Source organism: Frankia sp. BMG5.60 (assembly GCF_059428125.1).
Genome location: NZ_CM182091.1, coordinates 3,681,335 through 3,700,840 on the forward strand (window position 1 = coordinate 3,681,335; position 19,506 = coordinate 3,700,840).

12 protein-coding genes are annotated in these 19,506 nt (G+C 73.5%); 6 read left to right on the forward strand and 6 right to left on the reverse strand.

What is annotated here, in order from left to right; translation table 11 throughout:
- Positions 1-94: 94 nt before the first annotated feature.
- Complete coding sequence (guaA, locus tag AC5R91_RS14805; protein WP_495397727.1) at positions 95-1,699, reverse strand: glutamine-hydrolyzing GMP synthase; 1,605 nt, start codon at positions 1,697-1,699, stop codon at positions 95-97.
- Between the two features lie 516 nt (positions 1,700-2,215).
- Here guaA and AC5R91_RS14810 point away from each other — a divergent pair.
- The 4 genes from AC5R91_RS14810 to AC5R91_RS14825 are packed head-to-tail and all read left to right on the forward strand — an operon-like array spanning position 2,216 to position 7,670.
- Positions 2,216-6,289 (forward strand): sensor histidine kinase, encoded by a 4,074-nt coding sequence (locus AC5R91_RS14810; RefSeq protein ID WP_495397728.1) that lies wholly within the window; start codon positions 2,216-2,218, stop codon positions 6,287-6,289.
- Entirely contained in the window at positions 6,286-6,708 is a 423-nt protein-coding gene (locus AC5R91_RS14815; RefSeq protein WP_009740465.1) for a roadblock/LC7 domain-containing protein, read from the forward strand. Before AC5R91_RS14810 ends, AC5R91_RS14815 begins: the two co-directional genes overlap by 4 nt.
- Positions 6,709-6,733: 25 nt before the next feature.
- Entirely contained in the window at positions 6,734-7,093 is a 360-nt protein-coding gene (locus AC5R91_RS14820; protein ID WP_011602350.1) for a DUF742 domain-containing protein, read from the forward strand.
- Positions 7,074-7,670, forward strand: coding sequence for a GTP-binding protein (locus tag AC5R91_RS14825; RefSeq protein WP_044884233.1), 597 nt, complete (start codon positions 7,074-7,076; stop codon positions 7,668-7,670). The genes AC5R91_RS14820 and AC5R91_RS14825 overlap by 20 nt, the downstream gene beginning before the upstream one ends.
- A 74-nt stretch (positions 7,671-7,744) precedes the next feature.
- Here AC5R91_RS14825 and AC5R91_RS14830 read toward each other — a convergent pair whose 3' ends face one another.
- The 5 genes from AC5R91_RS14830 to guaB form a co-directional block, all read right to left on the reverse strand.
- Positions 7,745-9,154 carry an ABC transporter substrate-binding protein gene (locus tag AC5R91_RS14830; RefSeq protein WP_495397729.1) on the reverse strand — a complete coding sequence of 470 codons (1,410 nt, stop codon included), beginning with the start codon at positions 9,152-9,154 and terminating at the stop codon, positions 7,745-7,747.
- Between the two features lie 135 nt (positions 9,155-9,289).
- Complete coding sequence (locus tag AC5R91_RS14835) at positions 9,290-12,322, reverse strand: hypothetical protein (protein ID WP_495397730.1); 3,033 nt, start codon at positions 12,320-12,322, stop codon at positions 9,290-9,292.
- Positions 12,323-12,710: 388 nt separating this feature from the next.
- A complete protein-coding gene (locus tag AC5R91_RS14840; protein WP_495397731.1) occupies positions 12,711-14,138 on the reverse strand; it encodes a hypothetical protein in 1,428 nt (475 codons plus the stop codon).
- A 190-nt stretch (positions 14,139-14,328) separates the two neighbouring features.
- Positions 14,329-15,459, reverse strand: a complete 1,131-nt coding sequence (locus AC5R91_RS14845; protein ID WP_495397732.1) for a GuaB3 family IMP dehydrogenase-related protein — start codon at positions 15,457-15,459, stop codon at positions 14,329-14,331.
- A 172-nt stretch (positions 15,460-15,631) separates the two neighbouring features.
- Complete coding sequence (gene guaB, locus AC5R91_RS14850) at positions 15,632-17,254, reverse strand: IMP dehydrogenase (protein WP_495397733.1); 1,623 nt, start codon at positions 17,252-17,254, stop codon at positions 15,632-15,634.
- Positions 17,255-17,625: 371 nt separating this feature from the next.
- Between guaB and AC5R91_RS14855 the strand changes: the two genes are divergently transcribed.
- Positions 17,626-18,042 (forward strand): DUF5319 domain-containing protein, encoded by a 417-nt coding sequence (locus tag AC5R91_RS14855; RefSeq protein ID WP_495397734.1) that lies wholly within the window; start codon positions 17,626-17,628, stop codon positions 18,040-18,042.
- Between the two features lie 921 nt (positions 18,043-18,963).
- Complete coding sequence (locus AC5R91_RS14860; RefSeq protein ID WP_009740477.1) at positions 18,964-19,296, forward strand: WhiB family transcriptional regulator; 333 nt, start codon at positions 18,964-18,966, stop codon at positions 19,294-19,296.
- Positions 19,297-19,506: the final 210 nt, after the last annotated feature.

The window sequence follows — 19,506 nt, forward strand, 5'->3', positions numbered from 1 at the left end:
CAGCCTGCTCCGGACTTGCCGGGACGTCAAACCCGGGGACGCCCGGCGGCGGTCAGGCCGCCGGGCCGGTCCCCTTGCCGACGGGCGGTCGGGCCTACTCCCACTCGATGGTGCCCGGGGGCTTCGAGGTGATGTCATAGACGACCCGGTTGACCTGCCCCACCTCGTTGACGATCCGGTTGGAGATGCGTTCGAGCAGCCCGTAGGGCAGTCGCGCCCAGTCGGCGGTCATCGCGTCCTCGCTGGTGACCGCGCGCAGGACCACCGGGTGCCCGTAGGTGCGCTCGTCGCCCTGCACGCCGACCGACCGCACGTCCGCGAGCAGCACCGCGAAGACCTGCCAGATCTCCCGGTCCAGCCCGGCCCGGCGGATCTCGTCGCGGACCACCTCGTCGGCCGCCCGGACCACGTCGAGCCGTTCGGGGGTGACCTCACCGATGATGCGAACGGCGAGTCCCGGGCCGGGGAACGGCTGGCGCCAGACGATCTCCTCGGGCAGGCCGAGCTCCTCGCCGAGGCGGCGGACCTCGTCCTTGAACAGGGTGCGCAACGGCTCGACCAGTCCAAACCGCAGATCCTCCGGCAGGCCACCGACGTTGTGATGCGACTTGATCTTCGCGGCGGTCGGGGAACCAGACTCGATCACGTCGGGGTACAGCGTCCCCTGCACGAGGTGCTCGATCGTCGCGCCCTCGGCCTCGGCCCGGGCCTCCAGCTCGCGGGCCGACTCCTCGAAGACCCGGATGAACTCCCGACCGATGATCTTCCGCTTGCGCTCCGGATCGGTCACGCCGGCCAGCGCCGCGGCGAACCGGTCGGCCGCCTTCACGTGGACGAGATCGACGCCGGTGGACGCGACGAAGTCCCGCTCGACCTGTTCGGCCTCGCCCGCCCGTAGCAGGCCGTGGTCCACGAAGACGCAGGTCAGGGCGTCACCGACGGCACGGTGCACGAGCGCCGCGGCGACCGCGGAGTCCACCCCGCCGGACAGCCCGCAGATCAGCCGGCCCGAACCGACCTGGGCGCGCACCGCCGCCACCGCCTCGTCGACGATGTTCACCATGGTCCAGGTCGGACGGCAGCCCGCGCCCACCAGCAGGAAGTGCCGCAGCACGTCGAGTCCGCGCTCGCTGTGCACCACCTCCGGATGGAACTGGACGCCGTAGAGGCGGCGGGCCGGATCCTCGAAGGCGGCGACGGGGGTCGACGGGGTGGACGCCGTCACCCGGAAGCCGGGCGGGGCCGCGGTCACGGAGTCGCCGTGCGACATCCACACCTGTTGGGCGACCGGAAGGCCGTGGAACAGGACGCCCGGCTCGGTCACCGACAGGTGAGTCGCTCCGTACTCCGCTGTTCCGGTCCGGGCGACCGAGCCGGCCAGCGCCTGGGCCATCACCTGGTGGCCGTAGCAGATGCCGAGAATGGGCAGCCCGGTGTCGAACAACGCGGGGTCGACCCGAGGCGCTCCCGGCGAGTACACCGACTTCGGCCCACCGGAAAGGATCAGTGCGGACGGTCTGCGGGCGAGGATCTCGTCCACGGGCATGTCCCACGGCACGATCTCCGAGTACACGTGGCATTCGCGGACCCGCCGAGCGATCAGTTGGGCATACTGCGCGCCGAAATCGATCACCAGCACCGTGTCGTATCCGGGATGCCCCGGCGCCCCGGCGCCCGCAGGCGTGCCGGGCCTGGTCACCGGCGCCGTCGGGGCGCCTCCCGCCGGGCCCGCGGCCCCCCGTCTCGCATCGTGACCAGCATCGCTGCGCTGCAACTCGCTCACCCCGCAAGCCTACGGACCCCGCGGCACCTGTGGGCCAGGCCTGCTCGGGCGGCCTTCCGGGCCCCGCCGCCGCCCGTGGGCGCCGTTCACGCGAGCGGGCGGCGCATCGAGGGCACCCTCGAAGACCCGTAAGGACGGATGTCGCAGATGCCTGCTTTGCGCCTTCAGTGCCACTCACTGGGACAACCGCTACGTCACGATGGGCGTACGTTGTCGGGCTTCGCCAGGGTTACGCAGACGGTGACTCCGTGCGCCGTGACCACAACTGGCGTGCAGCCACCAACGCGCTTACGGTAGGCGCCTTTCGGATGCCGACTTCGTACCGCTATGGTGCCTGGCAAGGGACATCAGGGCCCGATACCGAGCCATCCTGGTACGACGTGTTCCGGGAGGCTGGCGGAGAGGTTGCGAAGGTACGTGCGCAGACAACCGATGGCCAGCAGCACGGGCATCGCCGCAGATCCGGAGCCGACCTCGGCGCCGGGTTTGCCCGTGGACACCGAAGACGGCGGGCAGCGCGACGATCGCCCCGCGGCGCCACCGGACCCCGCGGGGTCCGGTCTGGTGCGCCTTCGTCGCGCCGCCACCAACCCCACCAACTGGCGGGTCCGTACCAAGCTGATCGCGATTCTGGCCGTGCCGGTCGTCGCGATCCTGGTCTACTCCTCCATCGAGGCCAGCACGGTGCTGACCAGCACCCGTGACGTCAACCGGATCTCGGATCTCACCGAGATCAGCCGGTCCGCGTCGACGCTCGCCCATGCCCTGCAGACGGAACGGACGTACAGCACCGGCTTCGTGGCGAGCGGCCCGGTCGGTTCCCGCGACGCCGCCGCCGTCCCGCCCCGCCAGGCGGCGGTGAACGATGCCTACCAGGCCTACAAGGCGGTGGCCAACGGACGGCGCGGTTCCTTCGGCGGCGAGGTTCGGCGAGCCCTCGACGACGTCCAGACCCGGATGGACTCGCTGCCCGCGAAGCGGCAGACGATCCAAAGAGTTGTCGACCCGAAAGCCGTCCAGACGGCCTTTCAGCCGATCATCGACTCCCTGATCAACCTGGTCCAGCTCATCCCACAGGGAAATGACGACCAGCAGCTCGACGACGGCGTCAATACGGCCTACTTCCTCATGTCGGGGACGGAACTCCTCGCGCAGCAGCAGGCCCTCGTCTACGGCCTGCTTCCGCGCGGCAGCAACCAGGTCTTCACTGAAGGTGACTATCGCGAGTTCCTCTCGGCCGAGACTCAGCGAGCACGGGAGCGGGACGACCTCGAAAACGTCGCCGGGCCAGCCCAGCACGCCATCTACAACCCGACAATCGACACCGAAAACAATGGCGACATCCGCAACACCCAGAATTACGTCGAGGAGGTCCTGGACGCGCCCATCGGCCAGCCGCTGACCGTCGTCGAGTCGGAGAAGTGGAACCGGGCGACCCAGGAGACCATCGACACCAGCACCGACGCCACGGACAAACTCCTGGCGCTCGTCGACGACCGGGTCGACACCCTGCGCGGCAACATCCAGCACCGGGCGCTGCTGTCCGGTCTGCTCATCGTGCTCATCCTCGCCGCCGCCCTGCTGTCCGCGCTCGTCGTGGCGCGGTCGCTGGTCCGGCCGCTGCTGGCGCTGCGGACCGCGGCGCTCGACATCGCCGACCGCCGGCTGCCGGAGGCCGTCCGCCGCCTGCGTGACTCCACCGACCAGGACATCGACGACTCGATCGAACCGGTCGGTATCAACACCGACGAGGAGGTCGGTGAAGTCGCCCGGGCCTTCGACGAGGTCCACCGTGAGGCGATCCGGCTGGCCTCCGAGCAGGCGTCGCTGCGAAACAACGTCAACGCGATGTTCGTGAACCTCTCCCGGCGCAGCCAGGGGCTGGTCGAACGCCAGCTCCGCCTGATCGACGACCTGGAGAACCGCGAGCAGGACCCCGACCAGCTCTCCAACCTCTTCAAGCTGGACCACCTCGCCACCCGAATGCGGCGGAACAACGAGAGCCTGCTGGTCCTCGCCGGCACGGACACCGCCCGCCGCTGGACGCACCCGGTGCCGCTCAACGAGGTGGTCCTGGCCGCCATCTCCGAGGTGGAGCAGTACACCCGGGTGAAGCAGACCTCGGCCGCGCCGGTGTCCATCGCCGGCAACGGTGTCAGCGACGTCGTCCACCTCGTCGCCGAGCTGCTGGAGAACGCCACCTCGTACTCGCCGCCGGTCACCGAGGTGCTCGTGACCAGCCATTCACTCGGCCCCGGCGCCGGTGCGATGATCGAGATCGAGGACCAGGGCATCGGCATGCCGGCCAAGGAGCTCGAGCGGGTCAACGAGCGGCTGGCCAATCCCCCGGTCGTCGACGTGTCGGTGTCGCGGACGATGGGCCTGTTCGCCGTCGGCCGGCTGGCCGGCCGGCACGGCATTCGCGTCCAGTTGCGTGAGTCGGCGTCGGGCGGCATCACCGCCGTCGTCCGGCTGCCCGCGAAGCTGGTCACCGGCGACAGTGCCGCCGGCGCCCTGCCCGGTCGTCCCCCGGCCCTGAACCGGCCCGCGACCACCCCGGCGATCGGCGGCCCCGGCGGCGGACGGCCCGCGGAACGCGCCGAGCGGCCGAGTAACGGCGTGGCGCCCGATCGTGCGAACGGAGCGCCGAGCCCGGCGGGTACCGGCTCGAGCAACGGGATGAACAACGGGCACCGGCCCGAGTCGGAACCCGCGCCGCGGGAGAACATCTTCGACGACTCCAGCGGTCCACGGCGCTTCCCCAACACCGGTCCGTTTCCGCTGACCGGCCCGCTGGCCGCGCAGCTCGGCTCCGACCGAACCGGTCCGCTGCCCACCGCGGACCGGCGCGGCTTCGGTCTGGAGGAGTTCTCCCCCGGTCTGGACGACCGCAACGACCGCGACAGCGAGACCGGCGGCACGGCACCGACTCCACCGACCGCGCCACGCGAGGTCGACGGCGGCACCCCACGCCGGGCCGCGCAGTTCCCGGGCACCGCCCCGCAGAACCGGGCGTCCGACGGCCCCGCAGACGACGACCGCGACCCGCGGGACTTCGACAGCCAGGAGATCGACCTCGACGTCCGGCCCGGCCACGACACCGGGCCACGCGGCCGCGCGACGCCGCCCGGCGGTGCCGCTGGCGGCGGCACGGCTTCCCGCGGCACGTCACCCGGTGGGGTCACCCCCGACACCGAGTCCATCGACCGGCGTGGGCCGGCCGCCCGGCGCGAGCAGCCCGCACCGGACGTGACGAGCCCCGTGTCGTTCGGGGACAACCGCTGGCCCACCCGCCCCCGGCCCGCGGACACCGAGCCCGCCGCGGGCGAGCAGCCCGAGGCGGCGCCGAAGCTCCCCGTCCGGGAGCGCCCGAGCCTCCGGGACCGCGCCGATCACGACGCACCCCGGCAGCCGGTCGAGCCGGCCACCCCACGCCCGGGCGACGTGTTCGCCCGCGCCGAGGACCGGCCCGAACCACAGGCACGGCCGCGCCCCGAGCCCGCCACCGGATCGCAGTCACCAGCCGGCCTGCAGTCACCGACCGGGCTACGGCCGCCGATCCGCCCGCAGACGCCGACCGGTCCCCAGTCACGGACAGGCCCACAGTCACAGACAGGCCCACAGGCACGGACGGGGCCCCAGTCACAGACGGGCCCACAGACGCCGACCGCTCCCGGCCGTGTCGCGGAGCCGGCGCCTGCCGAGATCACCGGCGAGCAGGCCACGGCCGAGTCGGAGACCGACGACGTCGAAACCTCGCCGATCTTCGACTCCGTATCCGCGTGGTTCCAGCGCCGGACGCCGGCCGCCGCAGCATCGGCCCAGCGCCAGGCCCCCGCGGCCGCCGCGCGGGCGGCAGGTGAGCCGCCGGCCGCGGCCCCGGCCCGGCCGGTCGGGCGTCCCGGCATCGGCGGGGCCTTCGGGCAGCGCGGTCCGGCCCGTCCGGCCGCCGAGCCCGGCACGGGCGCCCGGCCGGCGGCGGCCGAGCCGCCCGCCCCGGCGTCGGTACCCGCCTTCGCGGCGCCGCACCAGTCCCCGCTTCCCAGCGGCCCGGGACGGCCGGGGTCCGGGCAGCCGAGCCCCAGCCCGCAGCCCCAGCCCGCGGCGGCCCAGTCCCACCAGCCGGCGGCACAGCATCAGTCGGTGCCACCGCACCAGTCGGTGCCACCGCACCAGTCGGTGCCACAGCACCAGGCAGCACAGCCGCCGGACCGGGGAGGCTGGAGCTCTCCCGGGGACGCCGGCTGGCAGGCAGCCGAGTCGTTGCGCCAGCCGAGCACCGGTGGCGTGACGCGATCGGGCCTGCCGGTGCGAGTTCCCATGACCCATCTCGTGCCCGGCAGCGCCGAACCCGCGCCAAGCCGGGGTCCCGCCGAAACCTCGACCAGGTCTCCCGAGGCCGTCGGTGGCCGGCTTGCCAGCTTCTACCAGGGCGTGCGGCAGGGACGTGATGTCGGAGTCGACACCACGAGGAATCCTCGACGTGACCCGCAGGAGGAACGGTGACACCCGTGAGTTCTGAGGCTCAGAACCTCAACTGGTTGATCAACAATTTTGTCGATCGCGTCCCGGGTGTCGCCCACACCGTGGTGGTGTCCGCGGACGGGCTGCTGCTGGCCGTCTCCGACGGCTTCCCCCGCGACCGGGCCGACCAGCTCGCCGCGGTGGCCTCCGGGCTGGTGAGCCTGACCCAGGGGGCGGCGCGCGTGTTCGAGGCGGGCGCCGTGACGCAGAGCGTCGTCGAGATGGAACACGGCTTCCTGTTCATCATGTCGATCAGCGACGGGGCGAGCATGGCCGTGCTGGCGGCGCCGTCGTGCGACATCGGCCTGGTCGGCTACGAGATGGCCCTGCTGGTCAGCCGGGCGAAGGATGTTCTCACCCCGGCGCTGCGCGCCGAGCTGCAGGGAACGCTTCCGCGGTGAACGAGCGGCAGCACAGGGAGTCAGGGTGAGTATCGATCCCGAGAACGCGCCCGGTCCGGTCGTCCGTCCCTACGCGATGACCGGCGGGCGTACTCGGTCACGCTACGAGCTCGCCATCGAGGCGCTCGTGTTCACGACGCCGCTCGGCGAGGAACGGGCCATCGGCCTCAACCTCGAGCAACAGACCATCGCCGCCATGTGCCGGCAGGTGCGATCCATCGCGGAGATCGCCGCCGGGCTCCGGGTGCCTCTGGGAGTCGCCCGTGTGCTGGTCGGCGACATGGCGGACGAAGGCTTCGTCCGCGTCCACCAGCAGCCTGACCGCGACGAGGCACCGGATCTCGCGTTGCTCGAAAGGGTTCTCAGTGGCCTTCGAAAGCTCTGACAACAGACGGGTCAACTCCTCCGTCGCCACGACCTCGGTGAAGATCGTGGTGGCGGGAGGATTCGGCGCCGGGAAGACCACCTTTGTGGGCTCGGTGTCGGAAATTGTCCCGTTGCGTACCGAGGCCGTCATGACCGAGGCGGGAGCCCACGTCGACGACCTCACCCACCTGTCCGACAAGACCACGACCACGGTCGCGATGGACTTCGGCCGCGTCTCCCTCGACGAGGACCTGATCCTGTACCTGTTCGGGACGCCTGGGCAGTACCGCTTCTGGTTCATGTGGGACGACATCGTCCGTGGCGCCATCGGCGCGATCGTCCTGGCCGACACCCGCCGGCTGGCGGACTGCTTCGCCGCCGTCGACTACTTCGAGCAGCGTCAACTGCCGTTCGTGATCGGCGTCAACTGCTTCGACGGAATCCTTCGGCACTCCATCGAGGATGTCCGCGAGGCGTTGCAGATCAGCCCGACCGTGCCGATCATCACCTGCGACGCCCGCAACCGGGACTCGACCAAGAGCGCGCTGATCGCCGTGGTCGAGCACACGATGTCGCGGGCAGCCGCTCGCGCCTGACCCGCCACACCCGCGAGGGGCCCCGGGACACGAGTCCCGGGGCCCCTCGCGTTGTGCGTCGGCGGGCGCGCCGCTCAGACCGGCGGCGGGAGCGGGCGCAACTGCGCGTCCACCCCGACCTTGCTGTTGCCGCTGTTGTTCACGACCTTGAGCGCGAAGTCGTTGTCGACCTGGTCCCACTGCCCGCCGACCAGGGCGGTACGGGCCACGTTCTTCGGCACGTTCGACTGGGATCCGAACGCCACCGGGCCGACGATCGTCTGGGCGTCGACCTCCTTGACGGCTGCGGCGATCGCCTCCCGGTCCAGCGAGGCGGCACCGCCGAGCGCCTTCACCGCCACCTCGAACAGCGCGTAGGTGAAGCCCAGCGCCTGCGTCCACCCGCGGCCGCGGGCGCTGGCGAAGTCACTGGCCAGATCCTGGGAGGTCTTGTTGTTCAGTGAGCTGCGGTAGGGGTGTGACGGCGACCAGGCGACCTCGGTGGTCAGCCCGTCGCCGTTGGACCCGAGCGCCCGGACGTCCTCCTGGAAGGTCAGCGCCTTCGACACGGTCAGCGCCTTCGGGGTGAAGTCCTTGGTTCTGGTCAGGCGCCGGAAGGCGGCGAAGTCCTCGGCCTGGGCAATCCCGACGACGGCCTGGACGCCGGCGGACTTGAAGGCGTCCAGGTACGAGTCGAACGACGGCGCTCCCACCTGGTAGCCCGAGCTCGCCGGCGAGATCAGCTGAAAATCAAAGTTGCGGATGGTGGGAATTCCGAAGTCCGGATTGGCGAATGCCTGGCCGTCATCGTCCGCGGGATACATCAGCCCCACCTTGGTGATCCCGAGCTGGCGCCACATCGCCACATAGGTGGCGACGACGTCCTCCATCCCCCAGTAAAAGTGGTAGGTCCAGTGGAAGGGCATGTCGACGTTACCGCCGCGCCCGTTCCACCAGGACTGCCAGGGGGCGTTCGTCGAGATACAGGGAACCTGGTTGATCTCGCACTGATCGGCGACCGGAATGGCCGTGTCCGAGGTTCCACCGACCAGGACGATGTCGACCTTGTCCTTGAAGATCAGGTCGGTCGCGGCGAGCCCGGCCCGGTGCCGGTCGGACTCCGAGTCGCGTACGAAGATCTCCACCGGGTAGTTGCGGCCGCCCACCTTGACCCCGTCGGCGAGGAGCGACTGCATCGTCTGGACGACGTACGAATCGACCACGCTGTAGGAGCTGAGCGGCCCGGTGCGGGAGGTCACGTACCCGAGACGCACCTTGCGCGGGCCATCGGAGGACGACGACCCGCCGCAGGCGGCGAGCAGCCCGGCGGCCGGCGCGGCCACCGCGGCGGTCCCGGCCCAGCGGAGCAGACTGCGCCGGTCGACGGCCGGTCGACCGGTCCCGACAGCCGCCGGGACGCCGCCGCCCACCCCGCCGGCCATATCCTTCTCGTTGCCGGCGGCTGAACGCCGCCAGCCACCCATACCACGGTCAGACCTGAGCATGGCACCTGATCCTGCCGCACCGCCGTCTAAACCCGACAACCGGGGTAGGTAGCCGACCGGCCGGCATCGCCGACCCGCCGGTTAGAACAGACATTTCGCCGTTCCCGCTTACAGTCAGCATAGGGACGGATGTTCTCAGTTCACTCCGCAGATTCGATGCGGCGCAGTCCCGCCAGCCTTGAGATCCAGGGTGCCCTGCGCCTTGCCGCGGATTCCGTCCCCCGGCTTGGCGATGTGCATCGCCGACAGATCCTTCAGCGGACCGCTGGTGAACCTCACGTCGCCGATCACATTCCCGCCGTCGTTGCCGGCCACGGGGGTGATCGTGTACTGGCCGGCAGCACCGTTCCAGGTGTAGGCACCGGCCGTGCGTTCGACCACCAGCACCCCCACCACGTCGTGGGACAGACTGATCGGGTCGGTGACGGTGACCAGGCGGCACTGCCAGCTACCGTCGATCATCGCCTTGCCGGTGAGGGCGTCCGGGTTGGTCGTCGCCGGGGTGGCCGACGCGTCGGCCGTCGGGCTCGGGGCGGCCGTCCCGCCGCCCCCGTTGCCGCCACCGCGCAGCAGGACGTAGCCGCCGACCGCCAGCAGCGCCACGACCAGCGCGACCGCCAGCGGGCCGATCCAGCCCTGCCGGAGCCAGGCCAGCCGGTCCTCGAGCGGCGGCTCGTCGCCGGGTGTCGAGTCCCGGCGGTCGGTCGGTTCCAGCAGACCCGAGGACGTCGCCGCGCGTGCGGACCGCCGCTGCGGGCCCGAATGGCCGCCGCTGGTGTCCGCCCGCCGACCCGCGGCGCGGCGGGCTCCCGGCCCGGTAGCACCGCCCCGGGCCGCCCGGTCAGCAGTGCGCCGCCGCCGCTCGCCGGTGTCGGAGGGGCCGTCCGCGCGGCCACCGGCGGTGGACCGTTCCGCGGACGGGGCGGAGACCGGTTGCAGGCTGTCGGTGTCGGTCACCGGATTCGGTGTGCGGCGGCGATCGGCGGGCACGCTGCGGCCGCTCGGCTTCCGCACGGTCCGGGACGGCTGCCAGCCGCTGTCGTCGTCCCCCGCCGGGTCCGCCGCGCTGCCCCGCCCCCGGCCCGATGCTCGCCGGGTGACCAGAGAGGTCATCTCGGCCGGCGTCTCGGGCCGGCGCCCGGTCGGGCCGGCCGCGCCTGCGCCGCGCCCACCCGCCTTGCCGGGCTGCCCGGGACTGCCGGCGGGCGGCCCGCCGACAGCCGGCGCATCCGGCCGGTACAGCGGCCGGGCCGTCGTCATCGTCTCCTCGACCCGCCGCGGGGGCGGGCCGCCGGCTCGCATGCCGACCGGGGCCGCGTCCGGCACAACCGGCGCGCCACCGGACCTGTCTCCGCCCGTCGAGGCCCCCTCCCGGGCGGGAGGGACGAGACGCTCCCCCGCCGGCGAGGCAGCGGGCGCGCGCCAGCCGGTGCCGGCTCCCCCGGCTCCGGGCGCCCCGGCTCCGGGCCCGCGGCGGCGGCGTCCCGTCGGCAACGGCCCGGAGAGGGGATCGTCCCGGTCGGCGAGCGACCCGGGGATGCCGGGCGGCGGCTGCGGGCGGACGAAGCTGCCGGTATCGGTCAACGGGTTGCGCCAGGCCGAAGCGCCGGGCACGCCCTGAGCACCGGGCACGCCCTGCGGCGCATCCCGGGGGCGGTCCGGTCGAGCGGTGGGCGCCGCGGTGGCGCCGGACCGACCGCGACCGACCGCAGGCCTCTGCCCGTTCCCGGGGGCGAGTCCCGACGGGCTTGCCGGCTCCGCGCCGGCGCTGAGGAGGGGGCCGGAACCCGCGCGGTCGTACAACCCTTCGCTCACGGGCGCCGCCGCCGCGCCGGCGGCGAACGCCTCGCCGGCAGCCTGGCCGCGCCCCCCGAGGTCCCCAGGTCGGCCGGCGCCCGCGGCTGCGGGGCCGGACTCCCGCGGAGCCGGGTAGGCGCCCACCCCGCCGAAGCCGCGCGGCGGCACCGACGGGTAGTCGGGGGCCTGGCCACCCGTCCCCCAGCCCGCCTGGGCCGGGTCGCCCGCGGGTGACTCCGGCAACCGCAGCCGCGGCGAGCTGTGGCCGTTCCACGGATCTGTCTGTCGAGGGGCCTCCCGCCCGCTGCCCGCGGTGGCGGGCAGGTCGGCCCCGCCCGGCGGACCGTAGCCGCCGGAGCCGGTCCAACCCGTGCCGCGACCACCGGGCGGCGCCGGCCGAGCCGGCTGCGGGCCGGCGCCGGTCACGCCGAAGCCGTCCGGCCCCACTCGCTGCTGCGTCCCGGGCTCCGGCTGGTGTGCCGGCGCGGACGGCGAGCCGGTTGGCCGGCTGGCCGTTCCCGGCGGCGCGGCTGCGGCTGCGGGCGCGGCTCCAGCCGCGGGCATGGCGGAGGCCGCGGAGAAGCCCGTGGACCCCGGCGAGCCGGCGGGTGCGGGCGGCGGGTACGCGGCCTGCCGCGGTGCCGCGGCCGGGTAGGGCGCCTGGGGCTGAGACGACAGCGGGGTCGGACCCGTGCGCGGCCCGGTCGAGGGGACCGGGCGGGCGGAGATGGGGAAACCGCCGGTGAACGGGTCGGTGTAACCGCCAGCGGACCGGTCCGCCACGGGCGCGGCAAGCCGGGGGGAGTCACCGACGCGCACCGAGTCCGCGGGCGGACCACCCCACGCCTGCTGGCCGCCAGGCCCGGTCCGACCACCGACCACCGGCGATCCGAGCCGGTCGACGCCCGGGTCCGGTCGGGCGGGCAGGCCGGCCGGGGCGGCCCCGGCGGGTGCGGGCGGCGCCGGGGGCGACATCGACGGCAGGTTGGCCATCGGCCGGGAACCGGCCGGCGAGGCGGCGTCGACCGGAGGCGCCACGGAGATCGCCGAGGATCCGCCCCCGGGTCGCGGCGCCGGACCATCCCAGGTACTGGTGACGTCGAAGGGATCGGCGCGGCGCGGCGGCCCGGCGGGCGGCACCGCGGCGGAGTTCTGCGGCTGGGCCGCCTGCGGCCCGGAGTTCGGCGGCCCGGAGTTCGGCGGGGCGGCGGACTGCGGTGGCCAGGGAGTCGGCGCGAAGGAGACCTGGGACGGCGCGGCGGACGGGCGGGACTCGGGCTCGCCGACCCGCTCGACGGCGAAGAAGTCGTCGTCGCGGCGGGGCGAAACCGGCCGGGCCGGCCCGTTCACATCGGCATCGTGGGTCGTCACCGGACTGTCCCCCGCCTCGGCGCACGGGTGGACGGGACGGTCGACGCAGGACCCTCGAGCCTCGGGCTACGGTGCATGGTCATCGGGCGGCATCTCCTGCCCCCCAGATCAGCACGATGTGGGCAGCCATCGTGTGGACGTGCATTGTCTGAACCGTGTCGTCGCAACCCGCACCCAGCCAGATCAGTCGGTCGGGAGCAGCGCCGCTCGGAGACAAAGGATCCCGGCCTGCGGCCCCGTGCTCCGCCTCGCCGCGATCGTGTGGCTATGCGTGATGGACGTCCTACCGTACAGCCGACAAAAAAGCAATAGCTCTCTGGCGGGTCGCCCACAAGCCCGGAAGAATATGGGGTATTAGCTCCGACTGACCATTGTACACGGGTTGGGGTCATCGCTTGTCACGGCAGGCGGCGTACATCTCGCGCACGATCCGCCGCGATGACTCCGACTGGACGCTCGCGTTGAACCGCTTGTACTCCTCCTCCGTGTAGGTGGCCTCCAGTTTGTCCAGCGTGCAGGTGCAGTAGCCCTCGTTGCCGTTGCTGACGTCCAGGCAGGAGCTCAGATACGCCTCGCGGACGGCCTTGGTGTAGTGGCCCTTGCCGGCTGCCGCGGCGCCCACGGCCGACCCGCCGTCCGAGCCGCCTCCGCCAAAGGCGAGGAATCCCGCGACTCCAAGGCCCACGCAGACCAGCACGACGATGGCCGCGATCAGCAGCGGGGGACGCTCGCGCGCCTGCCGGAGAAACCCGCCGACCCGGCCGGCCAGACCCCCCGCGGCGGCCGGGCGGCCCGCCGCCGGCGCCGGCCTGCGGGGGCCCGACGGTGCCCAGCCGGACTCGGGCTCGCCGTCGAACTCGGTGCCGCGGCCGAACTCCGCGCCGCGGAAACGCTCCCCGTCGCCGAACGACTCCCTGCCGCGGGAAAGGTCGTCGTCGGAGTCGGCCTCGTCGTCGAGGTCATCATCCCAGTGCGCCACACCGGTGGCCCGCGCCGGCGGGGCGCCGGTGCCCGCCGGCGCGCCGCCGCGGCGGAACTCGCCGGTCGAGTCGCCGTCGTGCCAGCCCCCGGGAGTACCGGCGGGGCCGGCCGGGCCGGCGCCCGTGGTGCCGGCCAGGGTCATCCCGGTAGCCGCGGTCGGGGCGGTGACGTGCGGCGGGGCGCTCGGCCCGGCTGCGTCGGCGTCGGCGTCGGCGTCGGGCGCGGTACCTGGCGACGCCCACCGCCCAAACTGCCCCGTGCCACCGTAGGACGCCAGTTCCCCCGTCGCCGCACCGGAGCCGGCCGCCACACCGGAGCCGGCGGCCGGGCCGCCAGCGCCGCTTCCGTCGGGGCCACCGGCCGAACCCGCGCCGCCCGCCGAGCGCACGCCGCCGATCAGGCCGGAGTCACCGAACAGGCCGCGGACACCCGGCGGGTTCGCACCGGCCGGCGGTTCGGCCGCGACCGAGCCGCCGGGACGCGGCGCCCCCGGACGGACCTCATGCCGCACCACGGCAGGCGATCCGAGCCCCGCGCCGCGCGCCGGGGCGGCGGCGCCCCGCCCACCATCCGGCGTGCCACCCGGGCCGGACCCGAAGCCCGCACCCGGGTAGGCCGAGGAACCCGCCGCGGCGGCGTCGGGAAGACCGCCCGTGCGCGCATCGCCGCCGTCACGCGGCGCGGCGTCGACGGTGCCGGCCGTCTGCGCCCGCGCCGGATCGCCGCCGGAGCTGGCCGGCGGCACGGCGGAAGACGGCTGCCAGGTCTGGGCGGCTTCGTCCCAGAGGTAGGCGCCGTCATCGCTGACCCAGCGGCCGTGCTCGTCGAGGCGCATCTGTCGTCCTTCGTGCCGGAGACGGACGCTCCCAGGGTGCCATGTCCACCAGGGGTCCGGATCGGCCGGGTACCGCCGCCACCGTCGGGGCGTGGACTGTTCTGCCGGGGTCGGGTATCGGCCCACCGCGCGGCCGATCGCCCGCCGGGACGGCCGCGGCCAGCTCCGGCGGCAACGACCCCCGGGCCGGTCAGAAGGCGGCGGTCACCATGATCTCGGCCTTCTGGAACTCCTTGAGGGTCGCGTACCCGGTCGTCGCCATGGCGGTCCGCAGACCGCCGGCGAGGTTGAGCAGGCCCGTTCCGGTGGCCGCGCCGGGCCCTGTGACGATCTGCGCCAGGGTGCCCGTCGGGGTGACCGGCGCCCACCGGCCGCGCGGCAGGTCGGAGTGCAGCACGTCCATCGGCCACATCCCGCCCTGGCCCGGCGCGTCCTGCGCCGCCGCCAGCGCCGCGTCCACCATGACCGCGTCGGCGCCGCAGGCGATCGCCCTCGCGAGGTCACCGCCGGTCTGCAGGTCGCCGTGCGCGACGACGTGGACGTAGCGGCCGCCCGACTCGTCGAGGTAGCGCATCCGGGCTCCGGCGGCGTCCGCGATGGCGGTGGCGAGCGGGACTCCCACGCCGAGCACGTCATGGGTCCGGTCGCCCAGGCCCGAACCGACGCCGACGATGACCCCGGCGGCGCCGGTGCGCATCAGGTGCAGCGCGGTCGAGAACGACGCGCACCCGCCGACCAGCACCGGGACATCCAGCTCGCCGATGAACCGCTTGAGGTTGAGGGGCTCGCTGCGCCGGGACTGGTGTTCGGCGGAGACCGCCGTGCCGTGGATGACCAGCAGGTCGACGCCGGCCGCCAGCACGTGCTGGCTCAGCGCGCGCACCTTCTGCGGGCGCAGCGCCGCGGCGACGACCACCCCGGCGTCGCGCAGCTCGCCGAGACGCTGTGCGATGAGCTCCGGACGCACCGGCGACTCGTACAGCGCGCGCAGCCGTTCGGTCGCCGCCTGCTGGCCCTCCTTGTCGCCGATCTCGCTGAGTTCGGCGATGTGGTTCTCGGGCTGCTCGTACCGGGTCCACAGCCCCTCGACGTGCAGGACGCCGAGCCCGCCGAGTCGGCCGAGCGCGATCGCCGACGCCGGCGAGGTGACGGCATCGGCGGCGGCCGCCACCAGCGGCAGCTCGAAGCGGTAGGCGTCGATCTCCCACGCCAGCGAGACGTCCTGCGGATCACGGGTCCGACGCGACGGGACGATTCCGACGGCGTCGAGACCGTACGCGACCCGCGCGCTCTTGCCGATACCGATCTCGACCTCTGCCACTGCTGGCGCCTCCTGGTTGGGCCGGCGGGCTCACGCCGGCCGGACACTGACGTATTGCTCCACGTCGCCCGCGCGCCGACCCCCGTCACGGGCACCTGATCGCCGGTGTCGGGACGGCCGGTAGTGACGACGGGCGCAACCGCGGCGGCGGCTCAGCGCGAGCAGCTGTAGCTCAGCGCGAGGAGTTGTAGTTCGGCGCCTCGACGGTCATCTGGATGTCGTGCGGGTGGCTCTCGGTCAGGCCCGCGGAGGTGATCCGGATCAACTGCGCATCGTCCTGCAGTCGCCGGATGGTCGGCGAGCCGGTGTACCCCATCGCGGCCCGCAGCCCGCCGACGAGCTGGTGCGCCACGGCCGCGAGCGGGCCACGGTAGGGCACCTGCCCCTCGACGCCCTCGGGGACGAGCTTGTCGTCGGAGAGCACGTCGTCCTGGAAGTAGCGGTCCTTCGAGTAGGAACGGGTCCCACCCCGGCTGCGCATCGCGGCGAGCGACCCCATGCCGCGGTAGGCCTTGTACTGCTTGCCGTTGATGAAGATCAGCTCGCCCGGGCTCTCGTCGACGCCGGCGAGCAGGCTGCCCAGCATGACCGTGTCCGCCCCGACCGCGATGGCCTTCGCGATGTCACCGGAGTACTGCAGGCCGCCGTCCCCGATCACCGGCACCCCGTGCTGCCGGGCGACCCGGGACGCCTCGTAGATCGCCGTCACCTGGGGGACACCGACCCCGGAGACCACCCGGGTGGTGCAGATCGAGCCGGGACCCACGCCGACCTTGATCGCGTCCGCGCCCGCGGCGATGAGCGCCGCGGCGCCCGCGCCGGTCGCGACGTTGCCGCCGATCACGTCCAGCGGCCGACCGTCGGCCCCGGTCGGGATGTCGGTCTTGATCCGGCGCACCATGTCCGGCACCGCCCGCTGGTGGCCGTGCGCGGTGTCCACGATGAGGAAGTCGACGCCCGCCGCGACGAGGACCTGCGCCCGCTTGTAGGCGTCCTCGCCCACCCCGATCGCGGCACCGACCATCAGCCGGCCGTCGGCGTCCTTGGTGGCGTGCGGGTACTGCTCACGCTTGGTGAAGTCCTTGACCGTGATCAGCCCCCGCAGCCGGCCCTGGTCGTCGACGATCGGCAACTTCTCGATCTTGTGCCGGCGCAGCAGATCCAGTGCGTCCTCGGTCGACACACCGACCGGCGCGGTGATCAGCGGCATCGGCGTCATGACGTCCTGCACCCGGCGGGAGTAGTCCCGCTCGAAGCGGATGTCGCGGTTGGTCACGATGCCGACGAGCCGGCCGTCCGGCTCGGTCACCGGAACACCCGAGATGCGGTAGCGCGCCATGAGCACGTTCGCGTCCTCGAGGGTGGCCTCGGGCCCGCAGGTCACCGGCGCAGTGATCATCCCGGACTCGGACCGCTTCACCATGTCGACCTGCTGCGCCTGGTCCTCGATCGAGAGGTTGCGATGCAGCACCCCGACACCGCCCTGGCGCGCCATCGCGATCGCCATCCGCGCCTCGGTCACCGTGTCCATGGCGGAGGACACCAGGGGCACGGCGAGGGAGATGGACCGCGACAGCCGGGTCGTGGTGTCGGCCTCGACGGGCACGAGATCGGAGGCCGCCGGCAGCAGCAGGACGTCGTCGAAGGTCAGGCCCAGCATCGCCAGCTTCGGCGGCACCGGTGCGTCGGCCCCCAGCAGGTCCACCTGGGAGTCGGCGGAGCCGCCCGCCGACGCCGCGCGAGCCGACGTGCGGGGAGCCGACGTGGAGTGATCGGTGGCGACGGGAGCGTTCATGGCACCTTCCGTTCCGCGATGACCGGTGCCGCGGCGCTGGGGATACCCGCCCGGCGGCCACGGCCCCGCCGGGTGCCCGTGGGCGGCCGGCCCGGCCGCCCACCAGGCGGAACGGGGCATCAACCCGTTACCGGCGAGCCGGTCGCCGGGTGGCGGCATGTACCCCATCGTAGAGGTCGGCGGCGCTTATGGGCGGTCGCGGCGTGACGGAGATCGCGGTGGAGCCGCCGGGAGCGGGCCTTTCCGGCGGCCGACCAGCACCACGCGGGTTGCGCAACAGAAGACGGACCTACACGGACCTGTCCACAAGCACCGCACAACGGTGCCGAGACTCCTGATCGGGACCACTTAGCAGTCCGGGCAAGCGTAGCGTGGTCCACGTGAGCGACGAGCCTGTCGACCCCTTCGCGGGTGACCCCGAGGATCCGGCCGCCGAGCTCGCGCGCCTCGACTCTGTCGACGACCTCGACCTGCTCGAACCGCTGTCCTTGCACGAGCGGGAGGAGGTCCTCGCCGAGCTGGGAGACCTCGACGTCTTCCGCACGCTGCTCGAGCCGCGCGGCTACCGCGGCCTCGTCGTCGACTGCGAGGGCTGCGCCGAGCCCCACTACTTCGACTGGGAGCTACTGGCCGGCAACCTGCGCAACCTCCTCAACGAGGGGCGGACGCGCGTCCACGAGCCGGCCTTCTCTCCCGACCCTTCGTGCTACGTGAGCTGGGAGTACGCCCGCGGCTTCGCCGACGGCGTGTACGAGGCGTCAGCCGCCTCGGAGGCCGACTCCCGCTGACCGCCAGGCGCGTCACGGCCTGGGCGGGAGCCCCGCGGGCGGGGGTGGATGCAGCCCCGCGGGCACGACAGCTCCTGCGGGCCGGACAGCGCCCTGGGGGCCGCCTGGGGCGCACCCGCGCCGTCGCGACAACCGCCGTCGCCGCACCGTGTCAGCCGTGGCCGCATGCGAGGTCGTTGGCGTGCCCCCGGTGAACCACCGGGCTCGCCCACACCGCACGACCCTCCTCCAGCCGAATCGTCTCGGGGCCTCCTGAGCCCTGTTCTCGTCGATCGCGGCGGTCGCGTTCGGCCTGGGGCGGTCTCCCAGCGCCACCGCGCGTCCCCCGTCGGCCCGCCGCCGGTACGACTTTCGGGCCAGCCCGGACTGTCCGTTCCCGGACAGTCCGCCCAGCCGATCGGCGCCACCCGCCGCCCGTTGGCATGTCCCTGCCAGCCGGGGCCGACCCGGGGCGCTCCCCGGCCGCCGAACTTCGGCCAGCCCGATCGTCAGGTTCGTCCGGTTCGGTGACTCTGCCGGGGATCCACCGGGCCGCGAAGGCCGCCCCGGCGGCCCCGGGTTGCAGCATTCGCCGCGACGTTCCCGGCCTGGCCGTGTGACCAGGCGATCGCCGGGGTAGGCGAATCACCGTCCACGAAGTTGTCCGCCGGACCCGCGGACTGGACGTCCCTCCCGATCTCGGACGCGTCTGGGCAGCCGGTGGCACCGAGCGGGCGAGGGCGGCCCGGTCACGGAGCGATCGGACAACCCGTGGATCCGCGCCGCGTCCGGGCGAGGCTGTGCCGGCGCGGCACACCGGACCTGACAGCAGGCGACGCGGGGGGACGCCCGGGTGAATTTTTCAAGATCACCGAGAGGGTGACCGGTACTACGTTGAGCCCGCGGCGCTTGCCGCTCAGGTCGAAAGGGGGGCTCAGGCCGATGACCGACGTCCGACGACTTCCCGGCCCCGGCGCGGAGAAGTGGGAGTGGCAACTGCATGGCGCGTGCCGCGGGGAGAGCACCGAGCTGTTCTTTCACCCGGAAGGCGAACGCGGGCCGGCCCGGGCCGCCCGCGAGGCCGCGGCCAAGGCGATCTGCGCCCGGTGCCCGGTCATCCGCGCGTGCGGGGAGTACGCACTGACCGCCCGGGAGCCGTACGGCGTCTGGGGAGGGCTCAGCGAATCGGAACGGGAGGCGATCCTCACCGGCCGCTCGCGGCGGGGGGCGGCTCGCCGCGTCCCCGCCCGGCCGGGGCTCGCGCCGGCCTGCTGACCGGCCCGGCGGCGGGTGGCGACATGGCCGGACAACCGATCCCGACCATGCCGATCACCCGCGACGGGTGAGGGGGCCCACCGGCCGGTCTCGCCCAGCCGTTCGGGTGGCGCCCGGCGGTCGGCCGCCGGATGACCACCCGGAAACGACGACGGCCCGCTCGGACCCCTGACCGGGGACCGAGCGGGCCGCTTCACTGCCGCGGGCGGG

Coding starts and splice junctions, on each gene's coding strand:
- AC5R91_RS14810 (WP_495397728.1), top strand. CDS start 2,216: ATGGCCAGCAGCACGGGCATCGCCGCAGATCCGGAGCCGACCTCGGCG.
- AC5R91_RS14830 (WP_495397729.1), bottom strand. CDS start 9,154: ATGCTCAGGTCTGACCGTGGTATGGGTGGCTGGCGGCGTTCAGCCGCC.
- AC5R91_RS14840 (WP_495397731.1), bottom strand. CDS start 14,138: ATGCGCCTCGACGAGCACGGCCGCTGGGTCAGCGATGACGGCGCCTAC.
- guaB (WP_495397733.1), bottom strand. CDS start 17,254: ATGAACGCTCCCGTCGCCACCGATCACTCCACGTCGGCTCCCCGCACG.
- AC5R91_RS14860 (WP_009740477.1), top strand. CDS start 18,964: ATGACCGACGTCCGACGACTTCCCGGCCCCGGCGCGGAGAAGTGGGAG.